The organism is Actinopolymorpha alba DSM 45243 (assembly GCF_000373925.1).
Lineage (GTDB): Bacteria > Actinomycetota > Actinomycetes > Propionibacteriales > Actinopolymorphaceae > Actinopolymorpha > Actinopolymorpha alba.
The window spans coordinates 143150-165945 of the sequence record NZ_KB892790.1 but is presented as its reverse complement, the minus strand read 5'-3'; the positions used below and the strand labels follow the sequence as shown (position 1 = coordinate 165945).

Here is a 22796-nt window from a genome sequence, read left to right as displayed (position 1 = left end):
GACAAACCCGTTCCGCAGACAGGAGAGTCATGGGATTCGAAGGGTCGTACCTCTGGCGGCTGCGACAGAAGATCGGCACCGACCTCGTGGTGGTGCCCGCCGCGCAGGTCCTGGCCTTTGACCGTGACGATCGGCTCCTACTCATCCGGCGAAGCGACACCGGCCGATGGGGCCTACCGGCCGGCAGCGCCGAGCCAGGCTCGACCTTCGCGCTGACAGCGGTCAGTGAACTCGAGGAGGAGACCGGGCTGCGCGCCGACCCCGCCGATCTCGAGGCGTTCGGCTGCGTCTCCCATCCTGACCTGTCCTCGGTGACCTACCCCAACGGGGATCAGGTCCACTCGTTCGCGATCTGCTTCGTCGCCCACCGCTGGTCGGGTTCGCCGCGGCCGGTTGACGGTGAGGCCCTGGAGGTGGCGTTCTTCGCCGACCTTCCCGAGGACCGTCATGATCATGTCGACGAGACGCTCGGGCTCTGGAAGGCATTCCAGGAGACCGGCCGCTTCCAGGTCTCCTAAGAGGTCGTCGCCACTTGTTGGAGGAACTTCGGCAAAGAAGCCGACAGTCCTCCAACAACCCGCATCCGTGCGTCCGTCACCCGGGCGATCGGAGGGTTGCGACGTCACGAGAGAATGAGGGGCGTGTCGCAGCCTCTGATTCCCGATGTCCTCGCCGCGCGGTACGCGTCCGCGGCCCTGGTCGAGCTCTGGTCACCCGCGCACAAGATCGTTCTCGAACGCCGGCTCTGGATCGCGGTCCTCAAGGCCCAACGTGATCTTGGCGTCGAGGTGCCCGACGGCGTGATCGAGGCGTACGAACGCGTCGTCGACCAGGTGGATCTGGCCTCGATCCGCGAGCGTGAACGGGTCACCCGGCACGACGTGAAAGCCCGGATCGAGGAGTTCTGTGCCCTCGCCGGCTATGAGCACATCCACAAGGGTATGACCAGCCGCGACCTCACCGAGAACGTCGAGCAGCTGCAGATCCGGGCGTCGCTCGAGCTGATCCGTGATCGAGTGGTCGCCACGTTGGTCCGGCTGGCGGGCCGCGCCGTGGAGTACTCCGACCTCGTCATGGCTGGCCGTAGCCACAACGTCGCGGCGCAGGCGACGACGCTGGGCAAGCGGTTCGCCTCGGCCGCTGATGAGCTCATGATCGCTCTGCAACGCCTCGAAGACCTGCTGGCCCGCTACCCGCTGCGCGGGATCAAGGGGCCGGTCGGCACCGCGCAGGATCAGCTTGACCTGCTCGACGGCGATCCGGCCAAGCTCGCCGAGCTCGAACGCCGGGTCGCCCAGCATCTCGGCTTCACCCGCGTCCTGGCGAGTGTCGGTCAGGTCTATCCACGGTCGCTCGACTTCGATGTCGTCGCGGCGCTCGCGCAGACCGCGGCGGCCCCGTCCAGCTTCGCGACGACGATCCGCCTGATGGCCGGGAACGAGCTTGTCACTGAGGGATTCCAGCCTGGGCAGGTCGGCTCGTCGGCGATGCCGCACAAGATGAACACCCGTTCCTGTGAACGCGTGAACGGCCTCGCCGTGATCCTGCGCGGCTACCTGTCCATGATGGGCGAGCTTGCCGGCGACCAGTGGAATGAGGGCGACGTCTCGTGTTCGGTGGTACGCCGGGTCGCGCTGCCTGACGCGTTCTTCGCCGCCGACGGGCTCTTCCAGACGTTCCTCACCGTGCTGGATGAGTTCGGCGCCTTCCCGGCGGTTATCAACCGCGAACTCGAGCGCTACCTCCCGTTCCTCGCGACGACGAAGATTCTGATGGCCGCGGTCAGGCGCGGTGTCGGTCGGGAGACCGCGCACGAGGTCATCAAGGAGAACGCGGTGGCGGTCGCGCTGGCCATGCGCGAGAAGGGTGCCGAGCGCAACGACCTCTTCGACCGGCTCGCCGCCGACGAGCGGCTCGGGTTGAGCCACGATGACCTGGACGCGCTGGTGTCGGAGCCGCTGTCCTTCACCGGCGCGGCGGTCGCGCAGGTGGCCGAGGTCGTACGCCAGGTGGAGGAGATCGTCGAGCGTTATCCGGAAGCGGCGGCGTACCGCCCCGGAGAGATCCTCTAGAGCATGTTGCTAAACGTGTTCGGTGTTTCAGGGGCCGAGTCTTAGCCCCGTGCCGCGTGTCGGAGGGGAGCAGATCGTGGATCGCATGACTGGCACCGCTCAGGAGTTGCCAGGTGATTCTGGTGTCGACTTGTCGATTTCTGGGCTCGCCGTTCGTCTTACTGCGACCGATCTGGAACGAGGAGATGGTGATGAAGTACGTCATGCTGATCTACCAAGGCGACGCGCTCGAGCGGCAGGCCGCGCTTCCTGAGGGGGAGCAGAAGCAGGTCTATGCCGACTACCAAGGGATCAATCAGACGCCGGGCGTCACTCCCGTCCCTCCGATGGGACAGCCCCAGAACGCGACCACGGTCCGCGTCGAGGGTGGTAGGACCCTGACAACCGACGGCCCGTTCGTCGGTATGAAGGAGGCCGTGGGCGGCTTGTTCATCCTGGAGGCCGACGACCTGGATGCGGCGATCGAGGTGGCCGCCCGTGTCCCAGCAGCTCGCTACGGCGGGGCCGTCGAGATCCGCCCCTCGGAGGTGTATTGGTAACGACACTCGATCAGGTCTTCCGCGAGGAATGGGGCCGCCTCGTTGCCACCCTGATCGGCTTCCTCGGCGACTTCGATCTCGCCGAAGAAGCCGCCCAGGAAGCGTTCGCCATCGCCGCCGACCGCTGGCCACGCGACGGCGTGCCGATCAACCCGCACGCCTGGCTTATGAGGACGGCTCGCAACCGCGCCGTAGACCGCATCCGTCGGGACCGGGCTCTCACCTCGAAGCTCGGCTCGCTTGCGGTGCCGGACCGTGATGAGGTGTCGATGGCCGCGCCGACTTTTCCGGATGAGCGCCTGGAGCTCATCTTCACCTGCTGTCATCCGGCGCTCGCGGTCGAGGCGCAGGTTGCGCTCACCCTGCGTGCCCTCGGCGGGCTGACGACCGGCGAGATCGCCCGGGCGTTCCTGGTACCGGAGCCCACGATGGCGCAGCGGCTGGTGCGTGCCAAGCGCAAGATCAAAGCGGCCCGGATCCCGTTTCGGGTGCCGCCGGCTCATCTGCTCCGCGAACGTCTGGACGCCGTGCTCGCCGTCGTGTACCTGATCTTCAACGAGGGCTACGGCGGGCGTGAGGAGTTGGCGGCCGAGGCGATCTGGTTGGGTCGGGCCCTCACCGAACTCATTCCCGACGACCCCGAGGTTCGCGGGCTGCTGGCGATGATGCTGTTGCACGACTCCCGCCGTGAGTCGCGGTTCCGCGACGGCGAGATCGTGCTGCTGGGCGATCAGGACCGGTCACGGTGGAGCACCGAGCAGATCGCCGCGCTGTACGGGGAGCTCGCCCGCCTGACCGCCTCGCCCGTCGTCGAGCTGAACCGTGCCATCGCCATCGCCGAGACCGAGGGGCCGGCGGCCGGGCTGCGGATCGCGGACGGACTCGGCCTCGACGACTTCCGCTACCTCCACTCGACCAGAGCCGAGCTCCTGCGGCGCCTCGGGAGGACCGATGAGGCGCGCGACGCCTATCGGCGTGCGAGGGAGCTCACCGACGACGGTGCGGAACGGCGCTTCCTCGAGCGACGCCTAACGGAGTTGGCGCCCTAGGGCCGCCGGATCCGGTGGCTACGACCCGAGCGGCTCACGGGTTCAGTCGACTGCCACCAGCTCGACTTCGAACCCCTGGCTGTCTTCGAGGTACGCGGCGTAGTGCGCCTCACCACCCGCGAACGGGTGCCGATCCGCGAACATCAGCGCCCACCCGTGCTCAGGAGACTCCTTCACCAGCCGATCCACCTGGTCCCAACCCGCGACGTGGAAGGCCAGGTGGTTGAGCCCGGCGCGCAGCCGATCGTGGCCGCCGGGCAGGAGGGCGGGCGACTGCTCGGCCACGACGTACGTCGGACCGAGCCGCCAGCTGCGGCCCGCCGGCCAGTCCTGGAAGACCTCGTAGCCGAGCTGGCCCAACAACCAACCCAGGCTCCGCTTCGTCGCCGCGAGGTCCGACACCCACAGCTCGACGTGGTGAAGCTGGCCGTGGAGTTCAGCGGGCTCGGGGCCGGGGCGTCCGGGTGCGGTCATGTCGCGGACGCTAGCCGACCCGCGCGCCGCCCATCCACGAGGATGGAGGCCATGGCAACGCGGTCGAGCACACAGGCGGCGACAACGCACGCACCGAGCCGGGCGAGGCGGCCGAACGTCGTACTCATCGTTTCCGACGATCATGGGTACACCGACCGTGGGGCGCTCGGCATCGATCCGGCCGTTCGCACGCCGGGGCTCGACCGGCTGGCCGCAACGGGAGTGACGTGCACGAACGCCTACGTCACCGCACCGATCTGTAGCCCGTCACGCGCGGGTCTGATCGGCGGTCAGTACCAGCAGCGGTGGGGTGCCCGGTGGTTTGACACCAGCGCCTTCCCCGATCACCTGCCCTCACTGGCGGAGCGGTTCAGCGATCTCGGCTATGCCACCGGATATCTCGGCAAGGTGCACTACGGCAAGGAACGCCGCGGCGATCGCGCCTGCCCGCCCCACCACGGGTTCGCCGAAAGCTATTACGGGCTGGCCGGTCAGCAGATGGGCCGGCTCAACTACCTGCGGCATTCTCAAGCCGCGGCGGACGAGTACGGCCCCGAAGCCTCCTGGCGGATGGCGGTGCAACCCCTCCTTGACGGCGACGAAGAGTGTGCGCTCGAAGGGTTTCTGACCGAGGAGCTGGGCGTCCGGGCCCGGGATTTCGTTGCCAGGCACGAGGATGAGCCGTTCTTTCTCATGCTGGCGTTCAACGCCGTACACAACTTCTGCTTCCAGCTGCCGGAGGAGGAGCTTGTCAAGCGCGGGTTGGCGAGGTTCCCCGACTGGGATCCCGGCGTGTCGGACTACGTGGATTGGTACGACGGCGCGATCTCACCACACCTGCCGGATGGCCGCGCCTACTATCTTGCGCAGCTGGAACTCATGGACGCCCAGATCGGCCTGCTCCTTGACGAACTCGAGCGGCGCGACCTCACCGGCGACACGATCATCGTCTACACAACCGACAACGGTGGCTCCACCTGCAACTTCGGTGTCAACACGCCCTTGCGGGGTACGAAATACACCTTGTGGGAGGGCGGTATCCGGGTTCCCTACCTGGTGCGTTGGCCGGGCGGCGACGTTGCCGGTGGGCGCACCCTCGACGGGTTGGTCAGCACGCTCGACCTCTATCCGACACTGCTTTCCGCCGCCGGCGCCTCTCCTGACCAGTGGGCGCATTCAGACGGCATCGACCAACTCGACGCACTCCGCGGCGCCGACCAGCCGGTGGGGCAGCCGCACGAGCAGCCGCAGCGGGAGCGCACCCTCCACTGGGACTGCGGTTTCCAGTGGGCCATCCGGTCCGGCGACTGGAAGCTGCACCATGCCGAGGACGGCGCGCACGCCGAGGCGCTCCGGCGTACCGAACACACCGACATCGGTGCCGGCCTGCGCCTCACCGACCTTCGTCGCGATATCGGCGAGACGGAGAACCTCGCGGCGCTGCACCCCGACGTGGTGGCGCGGCTGACCGCCGAGCACGACGCCTGGCGCGACGCGATGGCGTGACCGGCGTTCGGCGTGCCGGGCGTTCGGCCCACGGCGAACGCACGCGCACCGAGGCCGGTCCGACCGGCAGGATGCGCCGTATGGCGATACCGAAGGTCGCGGTCCTCTCCGACATCCACGGCGTACTCCCGGCACTGGAGGCGGTCCTGGCCGAGCCCGACGTCCGCGCGGCCGACCGGGTGGTCCTGACAGGCGACATCGCGGCCGGCCCGCAGCCCGTCGAGGTGCTCGACCTCCTGACCAGCCTGGGTGACCGGGTCGTGTGGGTACGCGGGAACGCTGACCGGGAGCTGGTGGAGTACGCCCGGACCGGGGTGATCTCCACCCCCGACGCCATCGCCACGTGGGCCGCCGGCGAGCTTCGACCCGACCAGCTGGAGCTGCTCGACAGCCTGCCCACCTCGGTCACGCTGGAGGTGGCGGGCCTTGGACCAGTGGTGTTCTGTCACGCGACGCCCCGCGACGACGAGGAGGTCGTCCTCGTCGACTCCCGCCTCGACCGCTGGGCTGAGGTGTTCACCGGACTCGAACCCGCGGTCCGCACCGTGGTCTGCGGGCACACCCACATGCCGTACGTCCGGCTCGCGCACACCCGGCTGGTGGTCAATCCCGGCAGCGTCGGGATGCCCTACGGCCGGGCGGGCGCGCACTGGGCGCTGCTCGGAGGCGGAGTGACCCTGCGGTGTGCGACGTTCGACGCCGACACCGCCTGCGCGCGCATCGCGGCCGAATCGGGCTATCCCGACGCGGCGGAATGGGCCGACTACTTCATTCGGGCGCGGGCCAGCGACGCCGACGCCCTGGAGACGTTCGGACCACGCGACGGGCGGTAAGCGGCCGGCACCCTCAACCAGCACTCCAGCCGGCGGGCCCATTCGGCGGCTCTGGGAGGATCGGAACATGAGCGAGCGCCGCGAGCGAATCATTCAGCGCAGTGCTATTGGTGCCTCATGCGCGCCCGGAGCGAAGCGGGGACGCGCATGAGCGAGTCCGCCTTGCCATCCGGTCCCCAGCACGTCTACTCCGGCAAGGTCCGCGACATCTACCAGGACGGCGACGACCTGATCCTGGTCGCCTCCGACCGGATCTCGGTGTACGACGTCGTACTCCCCACGCCGATCCCCGACAAGGGGCGGATCCTGACGGCGCTTTCGCTGTGGTGGTTCGAGCAGCTGGCCGACCTGGTGCCGCACCACGTGATCTCCAGCACCGAGGTGCCCCCGGAGTTCGCGGGCCGCGCGATCCGCTGCCGCCGGCTGGAGATGGTGCCGGTCGAGTGCGTCGCCCGCGGCTACCTCACCGGATCCGGACTCGCGGACTACGCCGCGACCGGCACGGTCTGCGGTGTCCCGCTCCCGCCCGGCCTGGTCGACGGGTCAAAGCTGCCCGAACCCATCTTCACCCCCACCACCAAGGCGCCCGTCGGGGAGCACGACACCCCGATGACGTATGACGAGGTGGCGCTCAAGGTCGGCCCGGCGACCGCCGAGGAGCTGCGCCAGCTCACCCTGGCGGTCTACCGGCGCGGAGCCGAGCTGGCGGCCGACCGCGGGATCATCATCGCCGACACCAAGATCGAGGTGGGTTTCGCGCCTGATGGCACGCTCGTGCTCGCCGACGAGGTGCTCACACCGGACTCGTCGAGGTTCTGGGCGGCGGACTCCTGGGAGCCCGGCCGGCCGCAGGGGTCGTACGACAAGCAGTTCGTCCGGGACTGGGCCACCTCGACCGGATGGGACAAGAAGCCACCCGCTCCGGAAATTCCTCCGGAGATCGTCGAGGCGACCCGGGCACGCTACGTCGAGGCGTACGAACTCCTGACCGGCGAGCGCTGGAGCTGAGAGGTCGCGGGACGCGCTCCCATCCGCGTGACCTCTCAACCCCGTTGACTCCAGGCTCGCGCTGTCAGGGCCGTACGACTGACCTACTTCCGCATGCCGATCCCGTCACCCGCCGGACGGCTCTCCTTGGGCGAGGTCCTGCAGAGCGGCGTAGGAGAAGAAGAACGCCGCCCACCGGTCGGGCGAGTACCACTCGTGCGGGAAGTACGTCGCGAAGGCGCTCCCCTGGGCAGCCGCTCCCGGAGGAGGCGGGTCCGACGGGCTGTCTGACGGGCTCGGGCTGTCAGATGGCGAAGGGCTCTCGGATGGCCGCTCGGTCGGAGTCTCCGACGGGGTCGGCGACGGCGACGAGCTTGGTGTCTCCGAGGCGGTGGGCGACTCGGTAGGGCTCGGCGAGTCGCTCGGTGAGTCACTCGGCGTGGGCTCCGGGGGGTCAGACGGCGTGGGTTCGGGCGGGTCTGACGGAGTCGGGTCGGGCGTAGGCGTCGAGTCCGGGGTGTCCGACGGGGTGGGGTCCGGGGTGTCCGACGGGCTGTCGGACGGCGTCGGTGCCGGGCTGGTCGGATCGCCGCTGGGAGTCGGATCGGGCGTCGCGGAGTCGCTCGGCTGCGGCGACGGCGTTCCGTCAGGCGACGACGTCGGTGCGGGCGAGCCCGGGGTGGTCGGCACTGGCGCCGGCTGGCGCGGATCGGGGATCCCGGGGACGGGCGTCTCGGGATCCCGGGTCCTGCCTGGGGGTTCGGTGTCGGGCCGGGTGGTGACCCGGGCCGGGAGGTACCTCTTCTCCGACGGCGTCAGTGTGGAGGTGGGGACGACGCCCGGCTGGGACGGGCCCGAGGTCTCGGACGAGCTGGACTGGTCGAGTCGACGCGGGCCGTGGAACAGCCCGCCGATCTGGCCACGTACGAAATCCGAGGACAGCAAAGCCGCGTCACCCGTGGGTCCTGGTACGGAGCCGAGGAACGTGGTGGCCGACCAGGCCAGGGCCGCGATCGACGCGGCGACAGCCGTACCGGCGAGCGCGATGCCGGCGCGGCGACCGGTCCTGGCGGCCGCGCGGCGGAAACCACCGCCTTCTCCGCGCCCGGCAGGCCCCGAGCGCTCCTTGGTCCGGGGCCTGGTGCGGTCCTTGGAGCGCTCCTTGGTCCGCGGCCGGGTCGGCTCGACGGCGGGCGGCTCGGGGGCCTTCAGGTACGGCGCGGCGAGGTCCCCGAGGACAGCGGTCGCGATGATGACCCGCAGGCGGTCGTTGACCGCGTTGAGCCGGCGGTTGATGTCCATGCACCGGTCGCAGCGCGCGAGGTGCTGGCGGACCTTGGTGGACTCGTGCTCGGAGAGGCCGTCGCGGGTGTAGAGGCTCAGGCGGTCGATCGCGTGCCGGCAGCGCTTGGGCTGCGACGCGTCCAGGTGCCGGCGGGCGTAGTACTGCCGGAGTCCCGAGCGGGCGCGGTAGGTCACCGCCGCCACCTCGTCGGCCCCGACCCCCAGGAGAATCGCGATCTGCTCCGGGTGGTCGCCCTCGACCTCGCCGTGCCACATGGCCGCCTGCCAGGACTCCGGCAGCGACATGAACGCCTCGCTCGCCACGGGGTCGTCGTCGGGTCCGGACGCCAAGAGCTCGGCGTCCGCGTCCTGGTCGCCGTTGCGCATCCGCTCGCCGAGGTCGCGCAGGTCGATGCCGTCGGCGGTGGTGTCGCCGCTGGCCGCGCGGACCTGCGCCGCGTGCTGCTGCCGTACCGCGTTGAGCAGGTACGGACGGAACGCAGCCTCCGGACCGGCGCCGGTCTGGAGTACGTCGAGGATGCGGGTGTAGACCAGCACCAGCAGGTCCTCGGCGCTGCCGCGCCGGGTCGTGAGGTGGGCGGCCAGCCGGCGGGCGGCGGCCTCGTGGCGGTGGAAGAGTTCGTCGTACGCGCCGACGTCACCGCCCCGGGCGGCGACGATGAGGTCCGCGTCGCTGGCCGGCCGCGCATCCTCGAGCAGCGGGTCGTCGGACGCAGCCGCGGACCCCGCGAGCAGGTCGTCCAGGACGGCGTCGAGGCGGTCGATCGTGCGCGGCTCAGACGCCGGGGAGCCAGACGCCGGGGAGCCAGACGTCCCGGCGTCGGCGGGTGAAGCGAGGGATTCGTCGTTCAGGAGGCTCATGACCTCTCCACGCCACCGCTCTGGCGGAGTGGGTTTCGCGAACGGCCGCTGACCAGCTCCGGTGCCGCTGGCGGGCTGCACCTCGTCGCGGTCGCTTGAATCGTTCGTCGCTCTCGTCATGGATGGACACACTCCGGTGTCGAATACATAGAGTTACTAAACGGATTGGAAGGGTGACTATGGGGAAGGGAACTTAGCTTCTGGTGTGGCATCCGGTCTAGTCCAAGGTTCAAGCTTCGGTTGTTTTCCGTACTTGAGGAGACACACTTCGTGACGAATCCCACGCGGAAAATGATCACGAATTGGAAAAGTTGTCCTGGGCAAAATCGGACAATCTCTGCAATCGATGACAGTTCCCTCACGGGCTCGTCCGAACCTTCCCGGTTGACGGGAAGTCGCCGACGTGAGGCGCCGGAGGGTGCGCGAACCACGGTCGATACGCTGGCGGCAGTCTTGTGCGGGAGGAGCGTGCGACTGTGGCGACCGTCGTCGTCGACGTCATGCCGAAGCAGGCGATCCTTGACCCGCAGGGTCAGGCTGTTGCCGGGGCCCTCGGTCGACTCGGGTTCGCCGGCATCGCCGGTGTGCGGCAGGGCAAGCGGTTCGAGGTCGAGATCGAGGGCGAGGTCACCGAGGAGCGGCTGGCTGAGCTGCGGCGTGCGGCCGAAACACTGCTTGCCAACACCGTGATCGAGGACTTCACCGTCCGGGTCGAGGGTGCGGAGACCGAGGTCTGACATGCGCATCGGTGTGGTGACCTTCCCGGGCTCGCTCGACGACCGGGACGCCGCTCGGGCGGTCCGGGTCGCGGGCGGGGAAGCCGTCGCCCTCTGGCATGCCGACACCGACCTGCGGTCCGTGGACGCGGTCGTGCTGCCGGGCGGGTTCTCCTACGGCGACTACCTCAGGGCGGGCGCGATCGCGCGGTTCGCTCCGATCATGACCGGCATCATCGCCGCCGCGCGCGGAGGATTCCCGGTCCTCGGCATCTGCAACGGCTTCCAGGTGCTGTGTGAGTCGCATCTGTTGCCGGGCGCGTTGGTCCGCAACGACCGCCGGAAGTTCGTCTGCCGCGACCAGCGGCTCCGGGTCGAGAAGACCTCGACCTTCTGGACGTCTGACTACGCCGCCGGCCAGGAGATCGTGATCCCGATCAAGAACGGCGAGGGCGGGTACGTCGCTGACGATTCGACGCTCGATCGGCTGGAGGGTGAGGGCCGCGTCGTCGTCCGCTACGTCGGCGACAACCCCAACGGCTCCTACCGCGACATCGCCGGGATCTCCAACGAGGCCGGCAATGTCGTCGGGCTGATGCCGCACCCCGAGCACGCGGTCGAGACGCTGTGCGGGCCGACGACCGACGGCCTCGGCTTCTTCACCTCGATCCTCAACCGGCTCGTCGCCACCAGCTGATCCGCGCGATCATGAAGTAGCGCCGGTGATCATGAAGCCAGAAGGGGCTGTGTGTCCCGAAACCTTTCATGATCACGGTCATGATCACCGGCGCTCGAGGGTGGTGGCGTGTCCCGCTACCGCGTCGCGTCCCGCTACGCCGCCGCAACTCCTGGTCCGCAGCGGCTCCTACGCCACCGTGACCCCTACTCCTTGATGGCGTCGTTGCCGGCCTTCTCGGCGTCCGCGAGTCCCTTCACCACCGGCGTACGGCCGAGGAAGATCTCCTTCATGATCGGGTCCATCGCGGTCGCTCCGGCGTTGACGCGAGGGCCGACAGGTGCGGGGAACGTCGTACCCTCAGCGGCCTGCTGGAACGGCTTCAGGTCCACGCCCTGCTTGCTCCAGTAGTCGACGAACCCCTTTTCCGCGGCCGTCACGCCGGGGAAGGCGTACCCACCTTCGGCGATCAGCCGCTGGCCTTCCGCGGACCCCAACCAGGACAGGACCTTCACCGTCTCGTCCAGGTGCTTGGTCTTGGCTGAGCCGACGGCGGCGACCCCGTGGACCACGCCGACCCGGCCGGCCGGACCTTCCAGCATGGGAGCGAGACCCCACTCGAAGTCGGCGTTCTCCTGGATGTTCTTGAGGTTGTACGGGCCGGACTGGAACATCGCCATCTTGCCCTGGACGAAGAGGTCGCGGGACTTGTCGCCGTTCTCGTTGGTGTCGGCGGCCGATGGAGCCACGTGGTGCTTGTTGATGAGGTCGACGACGTACTGAGTGGCCTGCTGGGTCTTGGGGTTGTTGACCGCGAACTCGTCGCCTTCCTGCCAGGTGCCGCCGTTGGAACCGACAAAGTCCCAGACGATCGCCTGCGAGTCCAGTGCGGCGTTGAAGCCGTACTGCCGGATCTTGACCGGCTTGAACCTCGGCTGGTCCGCGCTGTTGCCGGTGAAGTCGAGGGTGAGCTTCTTGGCCGCCAGCAGGAAGGTGTCGTTCTTGACGTCAGGGTCCCAGCGCAGGGCCGCGGGGTCGACGCCGGCTTCCTTGACCAGTTTCTTGTTGTAGAAGAGGGCGATGGAGTCCCAGAGTTGCGGAACTCCCCAGAGCTTGCCGTCCCTGGTGTAGAGGTCGACGACGGACTTCTTCCAGGCGTTCTTCTGGTCGCCGAGTTCCTTGTCGATGTCAATCAGGTTGCCGTTGTCGGCGTAGATCCCGAAATTGGAGGTGTTGGTCCAGAAGATGTCTGAGACATTGCCGCTGGAAACGTCGGCGGTGAGCTTCGTCCAGTAGTCGTTCCAGGGAATCACATCGACTTGGACGTCGATGGTGGGGTTGTCCTTCTCGAAGGCCGCGAACGATTGTTCGTACGCCTTTGCCACCTGGTCGTCCCAGAGCCGGAAGGTCACCACGGTCTTGCCGGAATCGCTGCGGTCACTCTGGTCGCCGCCGATCGCGCAACCACTCGCGGCCAGTGCCAGCGCGGCTGTCGCGGCGACGAAAAGTCGTCGACCATGTCGCACGGTTCGTTGTCCTTTCCCGAGGATCTGATTGTCAGAGGTGGGGGTGGGCCCGGACGGGCAAAGCCCGAGCGGGGCCGGACTACCCAGCCTATTTGAGTCCGGTGAGCGAGATGGAACGAACGACGTGTCGCTGGAAAACCAGGAACACGACCAGCAGTGGTGCCATCGCCACCGTGGTCGCCGCCATCACGAGCGTCCAGTTTCCGGTGTGCTGGCTCTGGAGACTGGCCGTCGCGACGGTGAGCACCCGCCATTTCTCGCTACTGGTGATAATCAGCGGCCAGAGGAAGTTGTTCCAATGTGACACGATCGTGATGATCGTGAGCGTCGCGAGAATCGGCTTGCTCATCGGGACGATGACGTGCCAGATGATGCGGAGGGTCCCCGCACCGTCGAGCTTCGCGGCGTTGATCAGGTCTTCCGGGATGCCGCGGAAGTATTCGCGGAGCAGGAAGATCGCGTACGGCGACCCGAAGACGAACGGGAGCACGATCCCCCAGAAGGTGTCCCGCAAACCCACGGTGGACAGCATCGTGTAAAGCGGAATCAGCGTCACGATCTGCGGCACCATGAGCGTCGCGAGGTAGAGCCAGAACAACGCCTCCCGGCCAGGAAAGCGCACCCGCGCGAAGGCGTACGCCGCCAACACCGAAAACACCAACTGCCCGGCGAGCACCACCACGACCACCTGCACGGTGATGGCGATCGGCGGGATGAAGTCGTAGCGCCCACCGAACAACGCGGCGTAGTTGTCGAAGGTCGGCGGCGACGGCACGCTCAGTGCGCCGTCGCGGGCGAACTGCCGGGATGATTTGAACGACGTGAGGAAGCTCAGGAGGTACGGCCCGAGCGTGACCAGCGCGCCGGCGAGGAGCACGGCGTACGTCGCGGCGTTGGTGATCACACGCCGCGCCGCGATCTTCCGCGCGGCCGGCTCGGTGCGTCGGTCGCTCGGCGTCTGGCGGTCGCGGGTGGGCGATGAGGTCGGTGTCATGGGCATCAGGACAGGTCGTAGGTGATCCGGCGCCGGAAGTACAGCTGCTGGGCGAGGGTGACGACCACCAGCAGCACGAACAGCAGGACCGCGAGCGCGGCGGCCCGCCCGAGCCGGAACGCCTCGAACGCTTCGTGGTAGATCCGCGCGGCGATCACGTCGGTGCGGCCGGCGGGACCGCCGCGCGTCATGGCGTACACCGTGTCGAAGACCTGGAAGCTCGAGATCACGCCGGTGACCAGGACGAAGAACGTGGTGGGACGGAGCAGCGGAAGGGTCAGGTGCCAGAACACCCGCCGGCCGTCGGCCCCGTCCATCCGGGCAGCTTCGTAGAGTTCGGCGGGGATGGCGTTCAGGCCGGCGAGGAAGAACAGCGTGACGTACCCAACCTGCGACCAGACCGCCACCGCCGCGACCGCGGGCAGGGCGAGGGTGGTGCTGCTCAGCCATTCGATCCGCTGCCCCAGCAACGCGTTGAGGGCACCGTCGGATGGGTCGAAGATCCAGCGCCAGACGACGCCCAGCGTGAGGGGCGCGCAGATCCACGGGATCACGTAGACGACCCGGAAGAGGTTGGAGCCCGGCAGCCGGCGGTTGAGCAGCAACGCCGCGGCCAGCCCGAGCACGGTCTGGACCGGGATCACGATGAGTACGAAGAGCGACGTAACGAGGACGGAGTTACGGACGTCGGGGTCGGACAGGATGGAGCGGAAGTTGTCGAGGCCGACCCAGCGGGCGGGGCTGATGAGGTTCCACTGCTGCAGGCTCAGGCTGAGCACCACGAAGACGGGCAGGATCAGGAACAACCCGACGCCGAGGAGACTGGGCGCGAGTAGGAGGTATCCAGTGCGTGCCTCCCGCCTGGCCAGCCTGCTCACGTGCCTCGACTTCCTACTGTCTGTTGTCAGAAAGTTCCTGAATCCTAGAGGCGGCGGCCGACGTCTGGTGATCACACCCGCCGCTATCCCGACCGGCGGGCCCGGCTCCCCAACTGCCGTGGAGCAACCGCACGGGGTCAGCTGTTCAGCGAATCCAGCAGTGTCTCGACGTCCGCGTGTCGCGGGTTGTCGGGGCGTAGGTGACTGAGTGCCTCCTGCCACGAGGCGCGCGCCGCCTCCGACTGCCCCGTGGCGGCCTGGATCCGGCCGAGGGTCGTGAGCGCATCCACCAGGCCCGAAGAATCCTGAAGTCGCCGCAAAATGCTCGATGCTGATTCGCAGCACGTCAAAGCCGTGGCGGAATCGCCGGTCCTTTCGTACGCCTCCCCGAGATTTCCCAATGCCAACGCCTGCTGCAGCTCGACCCCGTGCTCCTGATAAATCTCCAGCGCTTGGCGGGAGTGCGCGATGCCGCTGTAGTAGCGCTCGGCGAGGATCTCGGTGCCGCCGTAGTTGAGCAGGGCGTGAGCGCGTACGACTGGCAGCGGGCACCGCCTGGCCGCGATCTCCGCCTCGTGGTGATACGCGCAGGCTCGGTCGTACTCCTTCGCCCGTTCGCTGTTCAGCCCCAGCACGCTCAACGCCCGCGACTCCGCCACAGGATCGCTCAGCTTCCCGGCATGATCGAGAGCGATCAGGAGGACGGCCTCGGCCTCGTCGTAGCCGCGGCTCGCGGTACGCGCGGCGCCCAGCGACAGCGCGGCGAAATAGATCGCTTCGGAGTCACCGACGTGGCGGGCGCATTCAAAGCCCAGGCCACTGACAATGATCCACTCGTCAACGTACTTCCGGCGATCGAGGAAATCGCGCAGCGCACGGGAGAGCTGCCAGGCATGGCTGCATAATCCGTGTCGCGCTGCGCTCGCCGTCGCGGCGACCAGGGCCTCGCGTTCGAATTCGTACCACTCGAAGGCCTGAGCGCTGTCCCCGAAATGGGGCCGCGAAAGCTCGGGCTCATTGATGTCCCCTCTCAGCGTGTGGGGACGTGCGAAGCCGAGTGCGCTGCGAGCGTCGTTCGTGGCGTGGAGGTACCAGTCCAGGACGCGGCGCAGGGCAGGTACGCGTTCAGTCTCCGGCTCACCGGCCGCGAGTTCGACGGCGTACTCCCGCAGCAGGTCGTGCAGCCGATACCGCCCGGGGCGCGGCCCCTCGAGGAGGTGGACGTCGGCGAGCCCGTCCAGCAGTCCCCGTGCGTCCGCGTGTTCGACGTCGAGCAGTGCGGCGGCACCTGGAACACCGATGTCGCCGCCGGGGTAACCGCCGAGGAGGCGGAACGCCCGGGCGAGGTCGGGAGCGAGTGAGTCATACGACCAGGCGAACGTCGCCCGCAGGTCGGATCGGGGATCCTGGTCGGACAACGGCTCCAGCCGGTGGTCGCGCAGCTGTGCCACCAGATGCGCGAGGGGTACGTCGGGGTGCCGGGAACCCAGGTCAGCCGCGATCCGCAGCGCCAGCGGCAGCCGGCCGCACAGGTGGAGCAGTTCGCCGACCGCGTGCGGCTCGTCCGTCACCCGCTCCGTCCCGATGCCCGCGGCCAGCACCTCGGTCGCGTCGGCATCGGGGAGTTCGCGCAGCGGCAGTTGCCGCGCGCCGTCGTGGATGGACAGGCCACGTAGCTGGTTGCGGCTGGTGACGAGGACGAAGCAACCGCTTCCGGGTAGGAGCGGCCGCACGTGCTCGGGGTCACGCGCGTTGTCGAGGAGCAGCAGCATCCGCCGGCCGGCGAGCTCGGTGCGCAGCAGCGCGGCGGCCTCCTCGATGCCGTCCGGTATCCGTCCCGCGGGTACGTCGAGCGACCGGAGGAGCCGGCGCAGCGCGACCTCCGGACCGACCGGACTGCCGGGACCGTACCCATGCAGGTCGAGGTAGAGCTGGCCGCCTGGAAATCGGTCGAGCCGGCGATGGGCCCAGTGCACCGCCACGGCGGTCTTGCCGACCCCGCCGGCACCATGGATGGCCGCGATCACGACGTCGTTTCCCGACCAGTCGTCGAGGAGCGTGTCGAGCATGGTGATCTCGCGCATCCGGCCGACGAAACCCGCCGCCGCCCGAGGGAGCTGGCGGGGGACCAGTGGCGACCGGGATCCGGCGTTGGTACGCGAGGAGGTCGGCCGCGTCCTGGAATCCTCCGGCGCCATGCCCGCCGGTCGTGGCCCCTGCGCGGCGCGTCCCGTCAGGATCTGCTGGTGCAGCTGCCGCAGCTCAGAGGACGGATCCGCGCCGAGCTCGCCGGCAAGGAACCTTCGGACCGTCTCGTACGCCTCCAGAGCCTCGGCCTGCCGGCCGTACCTCCACAGGACCGTCAGGAGTCGGATCCACAGCGACTCGCGGACCGGGAACTGGCCGGCGAGGCTTCGGAGCTCGCCGATGAGCTCGCCAGGGTCGCGGTCGCCGCGATCAAGGTCGAGGTCAACCCGGTGTTCGACGGCAGTGAGGTAGCGCTCGGTGAGCATGGGCGCGTAGTCGCGTTCGAGTGACCCGGAGTCGAGGCCGCCAAGGGGATCGCCTCGCCAGAGCGTGAGGGCCGACCCGAGCAGCTCCCGGCGGCGCCCCGGCTCGGCGGCCGTGGCCTGGCGTACCAGCGCGAGGAACCGCACGGCGTCCACCTGGTCGGGCGCGACATCGAGGAGGTAACCGTCGTCGACCGTCTGGATCCGACCGGCACCGAGTGACCGCCGCAGCCGGGAGACGTAGTTGTGGATGGCTCCGCGCGGGTCCAACGGCAGCTCCGCACCCCAGATCCGCTCGGCCAGCGTGTCGACGGGGACGGGGCTTCCGGCCGACAGCGCAAGGCTCGCGAGCAGGATTCGCTGCCGGTTCGACGGCACCGCAAGGGCGCTCTTCCCGACTCGGACCTCGAACGGTCCGAGTAGGTGGACGAAGACCTCGGGCACCGTGGGCCAGCTCCTTCGCCGTCTCGACGGGCCCGCGCCCCTTCAGACCTGGTCCCGGGCGTCACTGGAAGTGCGTCACTGAGCGTTGATCATAGGCGCCGAGGTCGCGTAGAGATCACCCCATCTCGGCACAAAACCCCTGAGGGACCATCCACCGGGAGACGCTCGGTACCGTTGCCTTGTCGTACGGCGCCGACCGCTCTGTCGTACGACGCCACCGACCCGCGTCCGGACAGGAGAACCACCCCGGTGACCGTCGACACCGTGAAGTACGCCGCCGACAATCCGGACGTCGAGCAGCCCTACCGCGAGCTCGGCCTCAAAGACGACGAATACGCCCGCATCCGCGAGATTCTGGGCCGCCGCCCCACGAGCTGCGAGCTGGCGATGTACTCCGTGATGTGGAGCGAGCACTGCTCGTACAAATCCAGCAAGGTCCACCTGCGCAAGTTCGGCGACCTGCCGGCCGAGACGCACCGGGGCAAGCTGCTCGCCGGGATCGGGGAGAACGCCGGTGTCGTCGACGTCGGCGAGGGGTACGCCGTGACGTTCAAGGTCGAGTCGCACAACCACCCGAGCTACGTCGAGCCCTATCAGGGTGCCGCGACCGGGGTGGGCGGGATCGTCCGCGACATCCTGGCGATGGGCGCGCGCCCGGTCGCGGTGATGGACAGCCTGCGGTTCGGGCCCGCTGATGCCCCCGACACCCATCGGGTCCTGCCTGGCGTGGTCGCCGGCGTCGGCGGCTACGGCAACTGCCTCGGCCTGCCCAACGTCGGGGGCGAGGTCGTCTTCGATCCGTCGTACGCCGGAAACCCGCTGGTCAACGCGCTCTCCGTCGGGGTGCTCCGGCACGAGGACCTGCACCTCGCCAAAGCCGCCGGCGTCGGCAACCAGGTGATCCTGTACGGCGCAAAGACCGGTGGTGACGGCATCGGTGGGGTGTCGGTGCTCGCCAGCGAGTCCTTCGACGCGGCCACCGGAGAGGGCAGCGGCGGGCCGGCGAAGCGACCGGCGGTACAGGTCGGCGACCCGTTCATGGAGAAGCTGCTGATCGAATGCACGCTGGAGCTGTTCGCGGCGGGCATCGTGGTCGGCATCCAGGATCTTGGCGGCGCTGGCCTTTCGTGTGCGACGTCGGAGCTGGCCTCGGCCGGCGAGGGCGGCATGCGGGTGTGGCTCGACCGGGTGCCGCTGCGCGACACCTCGCTCGCCCCCGAAGAGATCCTCATGAGCGAGTCGCAGGAACGCATGATGGCGGTCGTCACGCCGGCTGACGTCGAGCGGTTCCTCGCGATCTGCGCCAAGTGGGACGTGCCGGCCACGGTGATCGGCGAGGTCGACGCGTCGGGTCGGCTGACGGTCCAGTGGCTTGGCGAGGTCGTGGTCGACGTACCCCCTCGGACGGTCGCCCACGAGGGCCCGGTCTACCACCGTCCCCTCGCCCGCCCCGACTGGCAGGACACCCTGCAGGCGGACGTTCCCGACACACTCGCGCGGCCCCGGTCGGGTGAGGACCTGCGGGCGACACTGCTGCGCCTGGCCAGCTCGCCGAACCTCTCCGACCGTTCCTGGGTCACTGATCAGTACGACAGGTACGTGCTCGGCAACACCGTGCTCGCCCAACCCGACGACGCCGGCATGATCCGGATCGCGGAGGACTCCTCGCTCGGCGTCGCGCTCGCGACCGACTGCAATGGTCGGTACGCCAAGCTCGACCCCTACGCCGGCACCCAGCTCGCGCTCGCCGAGGCCTACCGCAACGTCGCGGTGAGCGGCGCCCGGCCGCTGGCGGTGACCAACTGCCTGAACTTCGGCTCGCCCGAGGACCCCGCCGTCATGTGGCAGTTCGAGCAAGCGACGCTGGGGCTCGCCGACGCCTGCCGCGAGCTGGGGCTCCCGGTGACCGGCGGCAACGTGAGCTTCTACAACCAGACCGGCGACCAGGCGATCCTGCCGACGCCGGTGGTCGGTGTGCTCGGTGTCATCGACGATGTGCGCCAGCGGACGCCGCAGGGATGGCGTACCCCCGGTGCGGCGATCTACCTGCTCGGCAGCACGCGTGAGGAACTCGCCGGCTCCGAGTGGGCGCATGTGGCGCACGGACACCTCGGCGGGCTGCCGCCGCGGGTCGACCTGGCGGCCGAACGCCAGTTGGCCGACGTCCTCGTCGACGTGGCCCGGGACGGGCTGGTCGAAGCGGCGCACGACCTGTCCGACGGGGGACTCGCCCAGGCCCTCGTCGAGGCGAGCCTGCGGGCGGGGTTCGGAGCGCGGGTGTCGCTTCCGGAGGACCTCGACCCGTTCGTGGCGCTGTTCAGCGAGTCCAGTGCGCGGGCGGTGGTCGCCGTACGCCCGGAGTCGGAGGTGGCGTTCACCGACCTGTGCGCGACGCGCGGTGTGCCGTACGCGTCGATCGGTGTGGTCACCGAGAGCGGTGAGAGTGCGCGTCTGGCGTTCGCAGGGCTTTTCGACGTACCCCTCGCCGAACTCCGCGCGGCCTGGACATCGGTGCTTCCGGCGCTCTTCGAGGCCTGACCCACGGTCGTCAAAGCGTCAACCGGCGAGTTCCTGGTCCCTCGGTTGGAGGAGCCAAATGATCACGTATACGTGATCATTTGGCTCCCCAGCGGTGCGGCGACCAGAACTTCTGAAGGCGCCTCACCGCTGGGAACCCACGTCTCAGCATCCGGATAGCAGCGCTCAGCTGTCAGGGGTCGTGAACAGCCACTGCGTGAGCAGGTAGAGCAGGCCGAGCACCAGGGCCACCGCGGGAAGTGCCTGCGCGACGGCCGGCCAGGTGCGGGCACCCAACTGGCGCAGGATCGCGACCACGCCCCAGCTGAGCACGAGAACGACGAGCGCCGACGGGACCACGATCATCAACGAGATCGCGAAATACCACCCACCCGCACGGACCGGATCCACGCCAGGGACGGAAAAGAATCCGAACGCGAGCAGGCCCAGAGCGACGAGAAGCACGGCTCCCACGAGCGCCGAGGCGAAACGGTAACCACGCGGGCTCGCCGGAGGAGGGGGTGGAAGCGGGCTGAGTGTGGGGGGACGAGGCGACGAGCTGGTATCTCCGGACACGGAAATCCTCCCTGGTCGACATGCCGATGATAGGGCGAGGACGAGCAGGTCGGCCTACGTGTGGTGGCTGACGGAAGCTCCGAGCCGGCCCGTCGACACTCGGACGCCCTGGTCGGGTGCCGGCCAGTCCTGCCGCGGCGTACCTTCGGACACCCGCGGGGTGGGCACCAACACGTGCCGACCTGACACCCACAGACCGGCGCGGATCAGTCCGAAGCCGAGCGTTGTCCTGGCCACCTGCCAGAGACTTCCGCTGGAACGCCGCGCGCGGATCTGGCGAGCCAGGCGTTCCCTTGCTGCTGTTCGTAATCTCTCGTGATACAGGTCTTGTACGAATATAGGATCGAGCATTACCGTCCTCTCGGGCCGCGCGCGTCTTTGGGGCGGCGGATGAACAAAGCCTTCATCCTCTCGCGATCGAGTCCGGATCGCAGCTGAATATCAGGGAATCCACATCACCGGCGCACACCCCCGTGGAGGTCCGCAGCATGACGCGTGAGATGACCGAGCCAGCCGCCGATTCACCGACTCTTGACCTGAGCCTCGCTCCGACCCCACCGATGGGGTGGAACAACTGGAACACCACTCATGACCGTCCGGAGTTCAACGAGGAGATGGTGCTCGCCACCGCCGATTTCTTCGTCTCCTCAGGCCTTGCGGATGTTGGATACCAATACATCAACATCGACGACTGTTGGGCACTTCCCGACCGGAATTCCCACGGGGATCTCGTGCCTGACCCGGTGCGATTCCCCAACGGCATCAAGGCGGTCGCGGACTACGTGCATTCCAAGGGCCTGAAGTTCGGCATCTACACGAGTGCGGGCGTGCACACCTGCAGCCCGATCGGATTTCCCGGTGCGCTCGATTATGAGGAGCAGGATGCCGCGCTCTTCGCGTCGTACGACGTCGACTACCTGAAGTACGACAACTGCCACAACGAAGGCCGCGACGCCGTCGAGCGTTACACGAAGATGCGGGATGCCCTCCTCGCCACCGGCCGCCCCATCGTTTACAGCATCTGCGAATGGGGCCAGAACAAACCCTGGACCTGGGCTAAGGGTGTCGGCCACCTCTGGCGGACGACCGGCGACATTTCCGATACGTGGGAAAGCCTCCTGGAGCTCACCAAGCTCAATATGGCACTCGCGGAGTACGCCGGGCCTGGGCACTGGAACGACCCCGACATGCTCGAGGTCGGCAACGGCGGCATGACGGATGTCGAGTACCACACCCATTTCAGCCTCTGGGCGATTATGGCCGCGCCCTTGTTGATCGGCTCCGACCTTCGTACGGTCACGCCGGCGACCATGGAGATCCTCCTCAACACCGAGTTGATCGAGGTCGACCAGGACCCGCTCGGGATCCAGGGGGCGCCCATCCGGTCAGAGGGCGGACTGCACGTCTTCGTCAAGCCGCTCGTCGATGGAAGCCGGGCGATCGCGCTCTTCAACGAGAACGACGGCCCCGCCGAGATCTCGACCACTGCCGCGGAGATCGGCCTGGAGTCCGCGTCGAGCTATCTGGTCCGCGATCTCTGGGCGCACACGGTGCAGGAGAGCTCCGGCGCGGTTTCGGCAGACCTACCCGCCCACGCAACGGCCGTCTTCCGCGTCGCCGCCAGCTGAACGCGGGGTTGCCCCGCCGGCCGCTAGAGCGACTGGCAGAACAGAACGCCGACAACCACGGCCAGCACCACCGCCGCGGCCAGCGCACCCTGAGCCGCCCCAGCCCAGCGCTTGGCCGGACTGAGCTGGAGGAGCAGGACGAGGAGCCAGGCCAGCCCGGTCGCCAGTGCGGCGAAGGGTGCGGAGATGAACGTGAGGAGCAGGGCGCCGTCGCGGGGTGGGAGGGAGCAGCCCCAGCCCAGGCCCTCGCACTGCCCTGGCGGCAGCCGGTCGTGGGACCAGCTCAGGGCCAGGAGCACCAGCACCGCGAGGACGTACGGGCCGAGGGTGAACGCGGCACCCCACAGCAGGCCGCCACCTGCAGTGGCATGGCGACGTTCAGTCTGCATGCGGCCAGCCTGGTGCGCGTGGATCTTGCTGGCATCCGCCTGGGTACTCAGATCATTTGAGTACCCACGCCGGCCGTGAGTACCCGGGCCAGGTCATGGCGGACATACCGGCCGGTCCGCTCACCGGCCAAGCCGGTCAGCGTGGGGTCAAGGGGACGAGTCAGCCAGAAGCGGGAGGGGCCGGGGCGTGGCCCCTCCCGCGGGGTGGGAGCTGCGGAGACCCGTTCGCGGGTGGGGGGACCCGAGGGTTGGGGGACCCTGGGTCGCCGCAGCGCTCGCAGTAGCCGTGGGGGAGGACTATCTGTGGTACGGCTAC

General features: G+C 68.5%; 20 protein-coding genes. 11 read left to right on the top strand and 9 right to left on the bottom strand.

Annotated features, from left to right (window positions below; genetic code table 11):
• Nucleotides 1-29 precede the first annotated feature (29 nt).
• The 4 genes from B141_RS0130700 (at nt 30) to B141_RS0130685 (ending at nt 3660) form a co-directional block, all read left to right on the top strand.
• Nucleotides 30-518: an NUDIX domain-containing protein gene (locus tag B141_RS0130700; protein ID WP_020579030.1), complete on the top strand. Its 489-nt coding sequence runs from the start codon at nt 30-32 to the stop codon at nt 516-518.
• A gap of 114 nt (nt 519-632) precedes the next feature.
• Nucleotides 633-2072, top strand: coding sequence for an adenylosuccinate lyase (purB, locus tag B141_RS0130695; RefSeq protein WP_040422763.1), 1440 nt, complete (start codon nt 633-635; stop codon nt 2070-2072).
• Between the two features lie 191 nt (nt 2073-2263).
• Nucleotides 2264-2611: a YciI family protein gene (locus tag B141_RS0130690; protein ID WP_026257702.1), complete on the top strand. Its 348-nt coding sequence runs from the start codon at nt 2264-2266 to the stop codon at nt 2609-2611.
• Nucleotides 2605-3660: an RNA polymerase sigma factor gene (locus B141_RS0130685; RefSeq protein WP_020579027.1), complete on the top strand. Its 1056-nt coding sequence runs from the start codon at nt 2605-2607 to the stop codon at nt 3658-3660. The genes B141_RS0130690 and B141_RS0130685 overlap by 7 nt, the downstream gene beginning before the upstream one ends.
• A gap of 42 nt (nt 3661-3702) precedes the next feature.
• Here the strand turns inward: B141_RS0130685 and B141_RS0130680 are convergent, their stop codons facing one another.
• Nucleotides 3703-4134, bottom strand: a complete 432-nt coding sequence (locus B141_RS0130680; protein WP_020579026.1) for a VOC family protein — start codon at nt 4132-4134, stop codon at nt 3703-3705.
• Between the two features lie 51 nt (nt 4135-4185).
• On the opposite strand from B141_RS0130680, the gene B141_RS0130675 reads away from it, so the two are divergent.
• From B141_RS0130675 to B141_RS0130665, 3 genes are all read left to right on the top strand, one after another.
• Nucleotides 4186-5640 carry a sulfatase family protein gene (locus B141_RS0130675; RefSeq protein ID WP_020579025.1) on the top strand — a complete coding sequence of 485 codons (1455 nt, stop codon included), beginning with the start codon at nt 4186-4188 and terminating at the stop codon, nt 5638-5640.
• Between the two features lie 80 nt (nt 5641-5720).
• The gene (locus tag B141_RS0130670; protein ID WP_202805979.1) at nt 5721-6473 is read left to right on the top strand and encodes a metallophosphoesterase family protein; all 753 of its coding nucleotides are present in this window, start codon (nt 5721-5723) and stop codon (nt 6471-6473) included.
• A gap of 147 nt (nt 6474-6620) precedes the next feature.
• Nucleotides 6621-7481 (top strand): phosphoribosylaminoimidazolesuccinocarboxamide synthase, encoded by an 861-nt coding sequence (locus B141_RS0130665; protein WP_020579023.1) that lies wholly within the window; start codon nt 6621-6623, stop codon nt 7479-7481.
• A gap of 105 nt (nt 7482-7586) precedes the next feature.
• Here B141_RS0130665 and B141_RS0130660 read toward each other — a convergent pair whose 3' ends face one another.
• Nucleotides 7587-9626, bottom strand: coding sequence for an anti-sigma factor (locus B141_RS0130660; protein WP_020579022.1), 2040 nt, complete (start codon nt 9624-9626; stop codon nt 7587-7589).
• Nucleotides 9627-10102: 476 nt separating this feature from the next.
• On the opposite strand from B141_RS0130660, the gene purS reads away from it, so the two are divergent.
• Complete coding sequence (gene purS, locus B141_RS0130655) at nt 10103-10363, top strand: phosphoribosylformylglycinamidine synthase subunit PurS (RefSeq protein ID WP_020579021.1); 261 nt, start codon at nt 10103-10105, stop codon at nt 10361-10363.
• A 1-nt stretch (nt 10364) separates the two neighbouring features.
• Nucleotides 10365-11039, top strand: coding sequence for a phosphoribosylformylglycinamidine synthase subunit PurQ (gene purQ, locus B141_RS0130650; protein WP_020579020.1), 675 nt, complete (start codon nt 10365-10367; stop codon nt 11037-11039).
• A 185-nt stretch (nt 11040-11224) separates the two neighbouring features.
• Here purQ and B141_RS0130645 read toward each other — a convergent pair whose 3' ends face one another.
• The 4 genes from B141_RS0130645 to B141_RS43720 all read right to left on the bottom strand — a co-directional run bounded on the left by B141_RS0130645 (nt 11225) and on the right by B141_RS43720 (nt 17370).
• A complete protein-coding gene (locus B141_RS0130645) occupies nt 11225-12544 on the bottom strand; it encodes an ABC transporter substrate-binding protein (RefSeq protein WP_020579019.1) in 1320 nt (439 codons plus the stop codon).
• An 88-nt stretch (nt 12545-12632) separates the two neighbouring features.
• On the bottom strand, nt 12633-13538 hold the full coding sequence (locus B141_RS0130640) for a carbohydrate ABC transporter permease (RefSeq protein ID WP_157181420.1): 906 nt from the start codon (nt 13536-13538) through the stop codon (nt 12633-12635).
• 5 nt (nt 13539-13543) lie between these two features.
• The gene (locus B141_RS0130635; RefSeq protein ID WP_020579017.1) at nt 13544-14416 is read right to left on the bottom strand and encodes a carbohydrate ABC transporter permease; all 873 of its coding nucleotides are present in this window, start codon (nt 14414-14416) and stop codon (nt 13544-13546) included.
• A 137-nt stretch (nt 14417-14553) separates the two neighbouring features.
• On the bottom strand, nt 14554-17370 hold the full coding sequence (locus B141_RS43720; protein ID WP_020579016.1) for an AfsR/SARP family transcriptional regulator: 2817 nt from the start codon (nt 17368-17370) through the stop codon (nt 14554-14556).
• A gap of 249 nt (nt 17371-17619) precedes the next feature.
• Between B141_RS43720 and purL the strand changes: the two genes are divergently transcribed.
• On the top strand, nt 17620-19908 hold the full coding sequence (gene purL, locus B141_RS0130625) for a phosphoribosylformylglycinamidine synthase subunit PurL (protein ID WP_020579015.1): 2289 nt from the start codon (nt 17620-17622) through the stop codon (nt 19906-19908).
• Nucleotides 19909-20073: 165 nt separating this feature from the next.
• Here purL and B141_RS0130620 read toward each other — a convergent pair whose 3' ends face one another.
• A complete protein-coding gene (locus B141_RS0130620; protein WP_020579014.1) occupies nt 20074-20361 on the bottom strand; it encodes a hypothetical protein in 288 nt (95 codons plus the stop codon).
• 156 nt (nt 20362-20517) lie between these two features.
• Nucleotides 20518-20814: a hypothetical protein gene (locus B141_RS49865; RefSeq protein WP_157181419.1), complete on the bottom strand. Its 297-nt coding sequence runs from the start codon at nt 20812-20814 to the stop codon at nt 20518-20520.
• Between the two features lie 137 nt (nt 20815-20951).
• Between B141_RS49865 and B141_RS0130615 the strand changes: the two genes are divergently transcribed.
• The gene (locus tag B141_RS0130615) at nt 20952-22091 is read left to right on the top strand and encodes an alpha-amylase family protein (protein WP_020579013.1); all 1140 of its coding nucleotides are present in this window, start codon (nt 20952-20954) and stop codon (nt 22089-22091) included.
• Nucleotides 22092-22114: 23 nt separating this feature from the next.
• On the opposite strand, the gene B141_RS0130610 is transcribed toward B141_RS0130615, so the two are convergent.
• A complete protein-coding gene (locus tag B141_RS0130610) occupies nt 22115-22480 on the bottom strand; it encodes a hypothetical protein (RefSeq protein WP_020579012.1) in 366 nt (121 codons plus the stop codon).
• Nucleotides 22481-22796 lie beyond the last annotated feature (316 nt).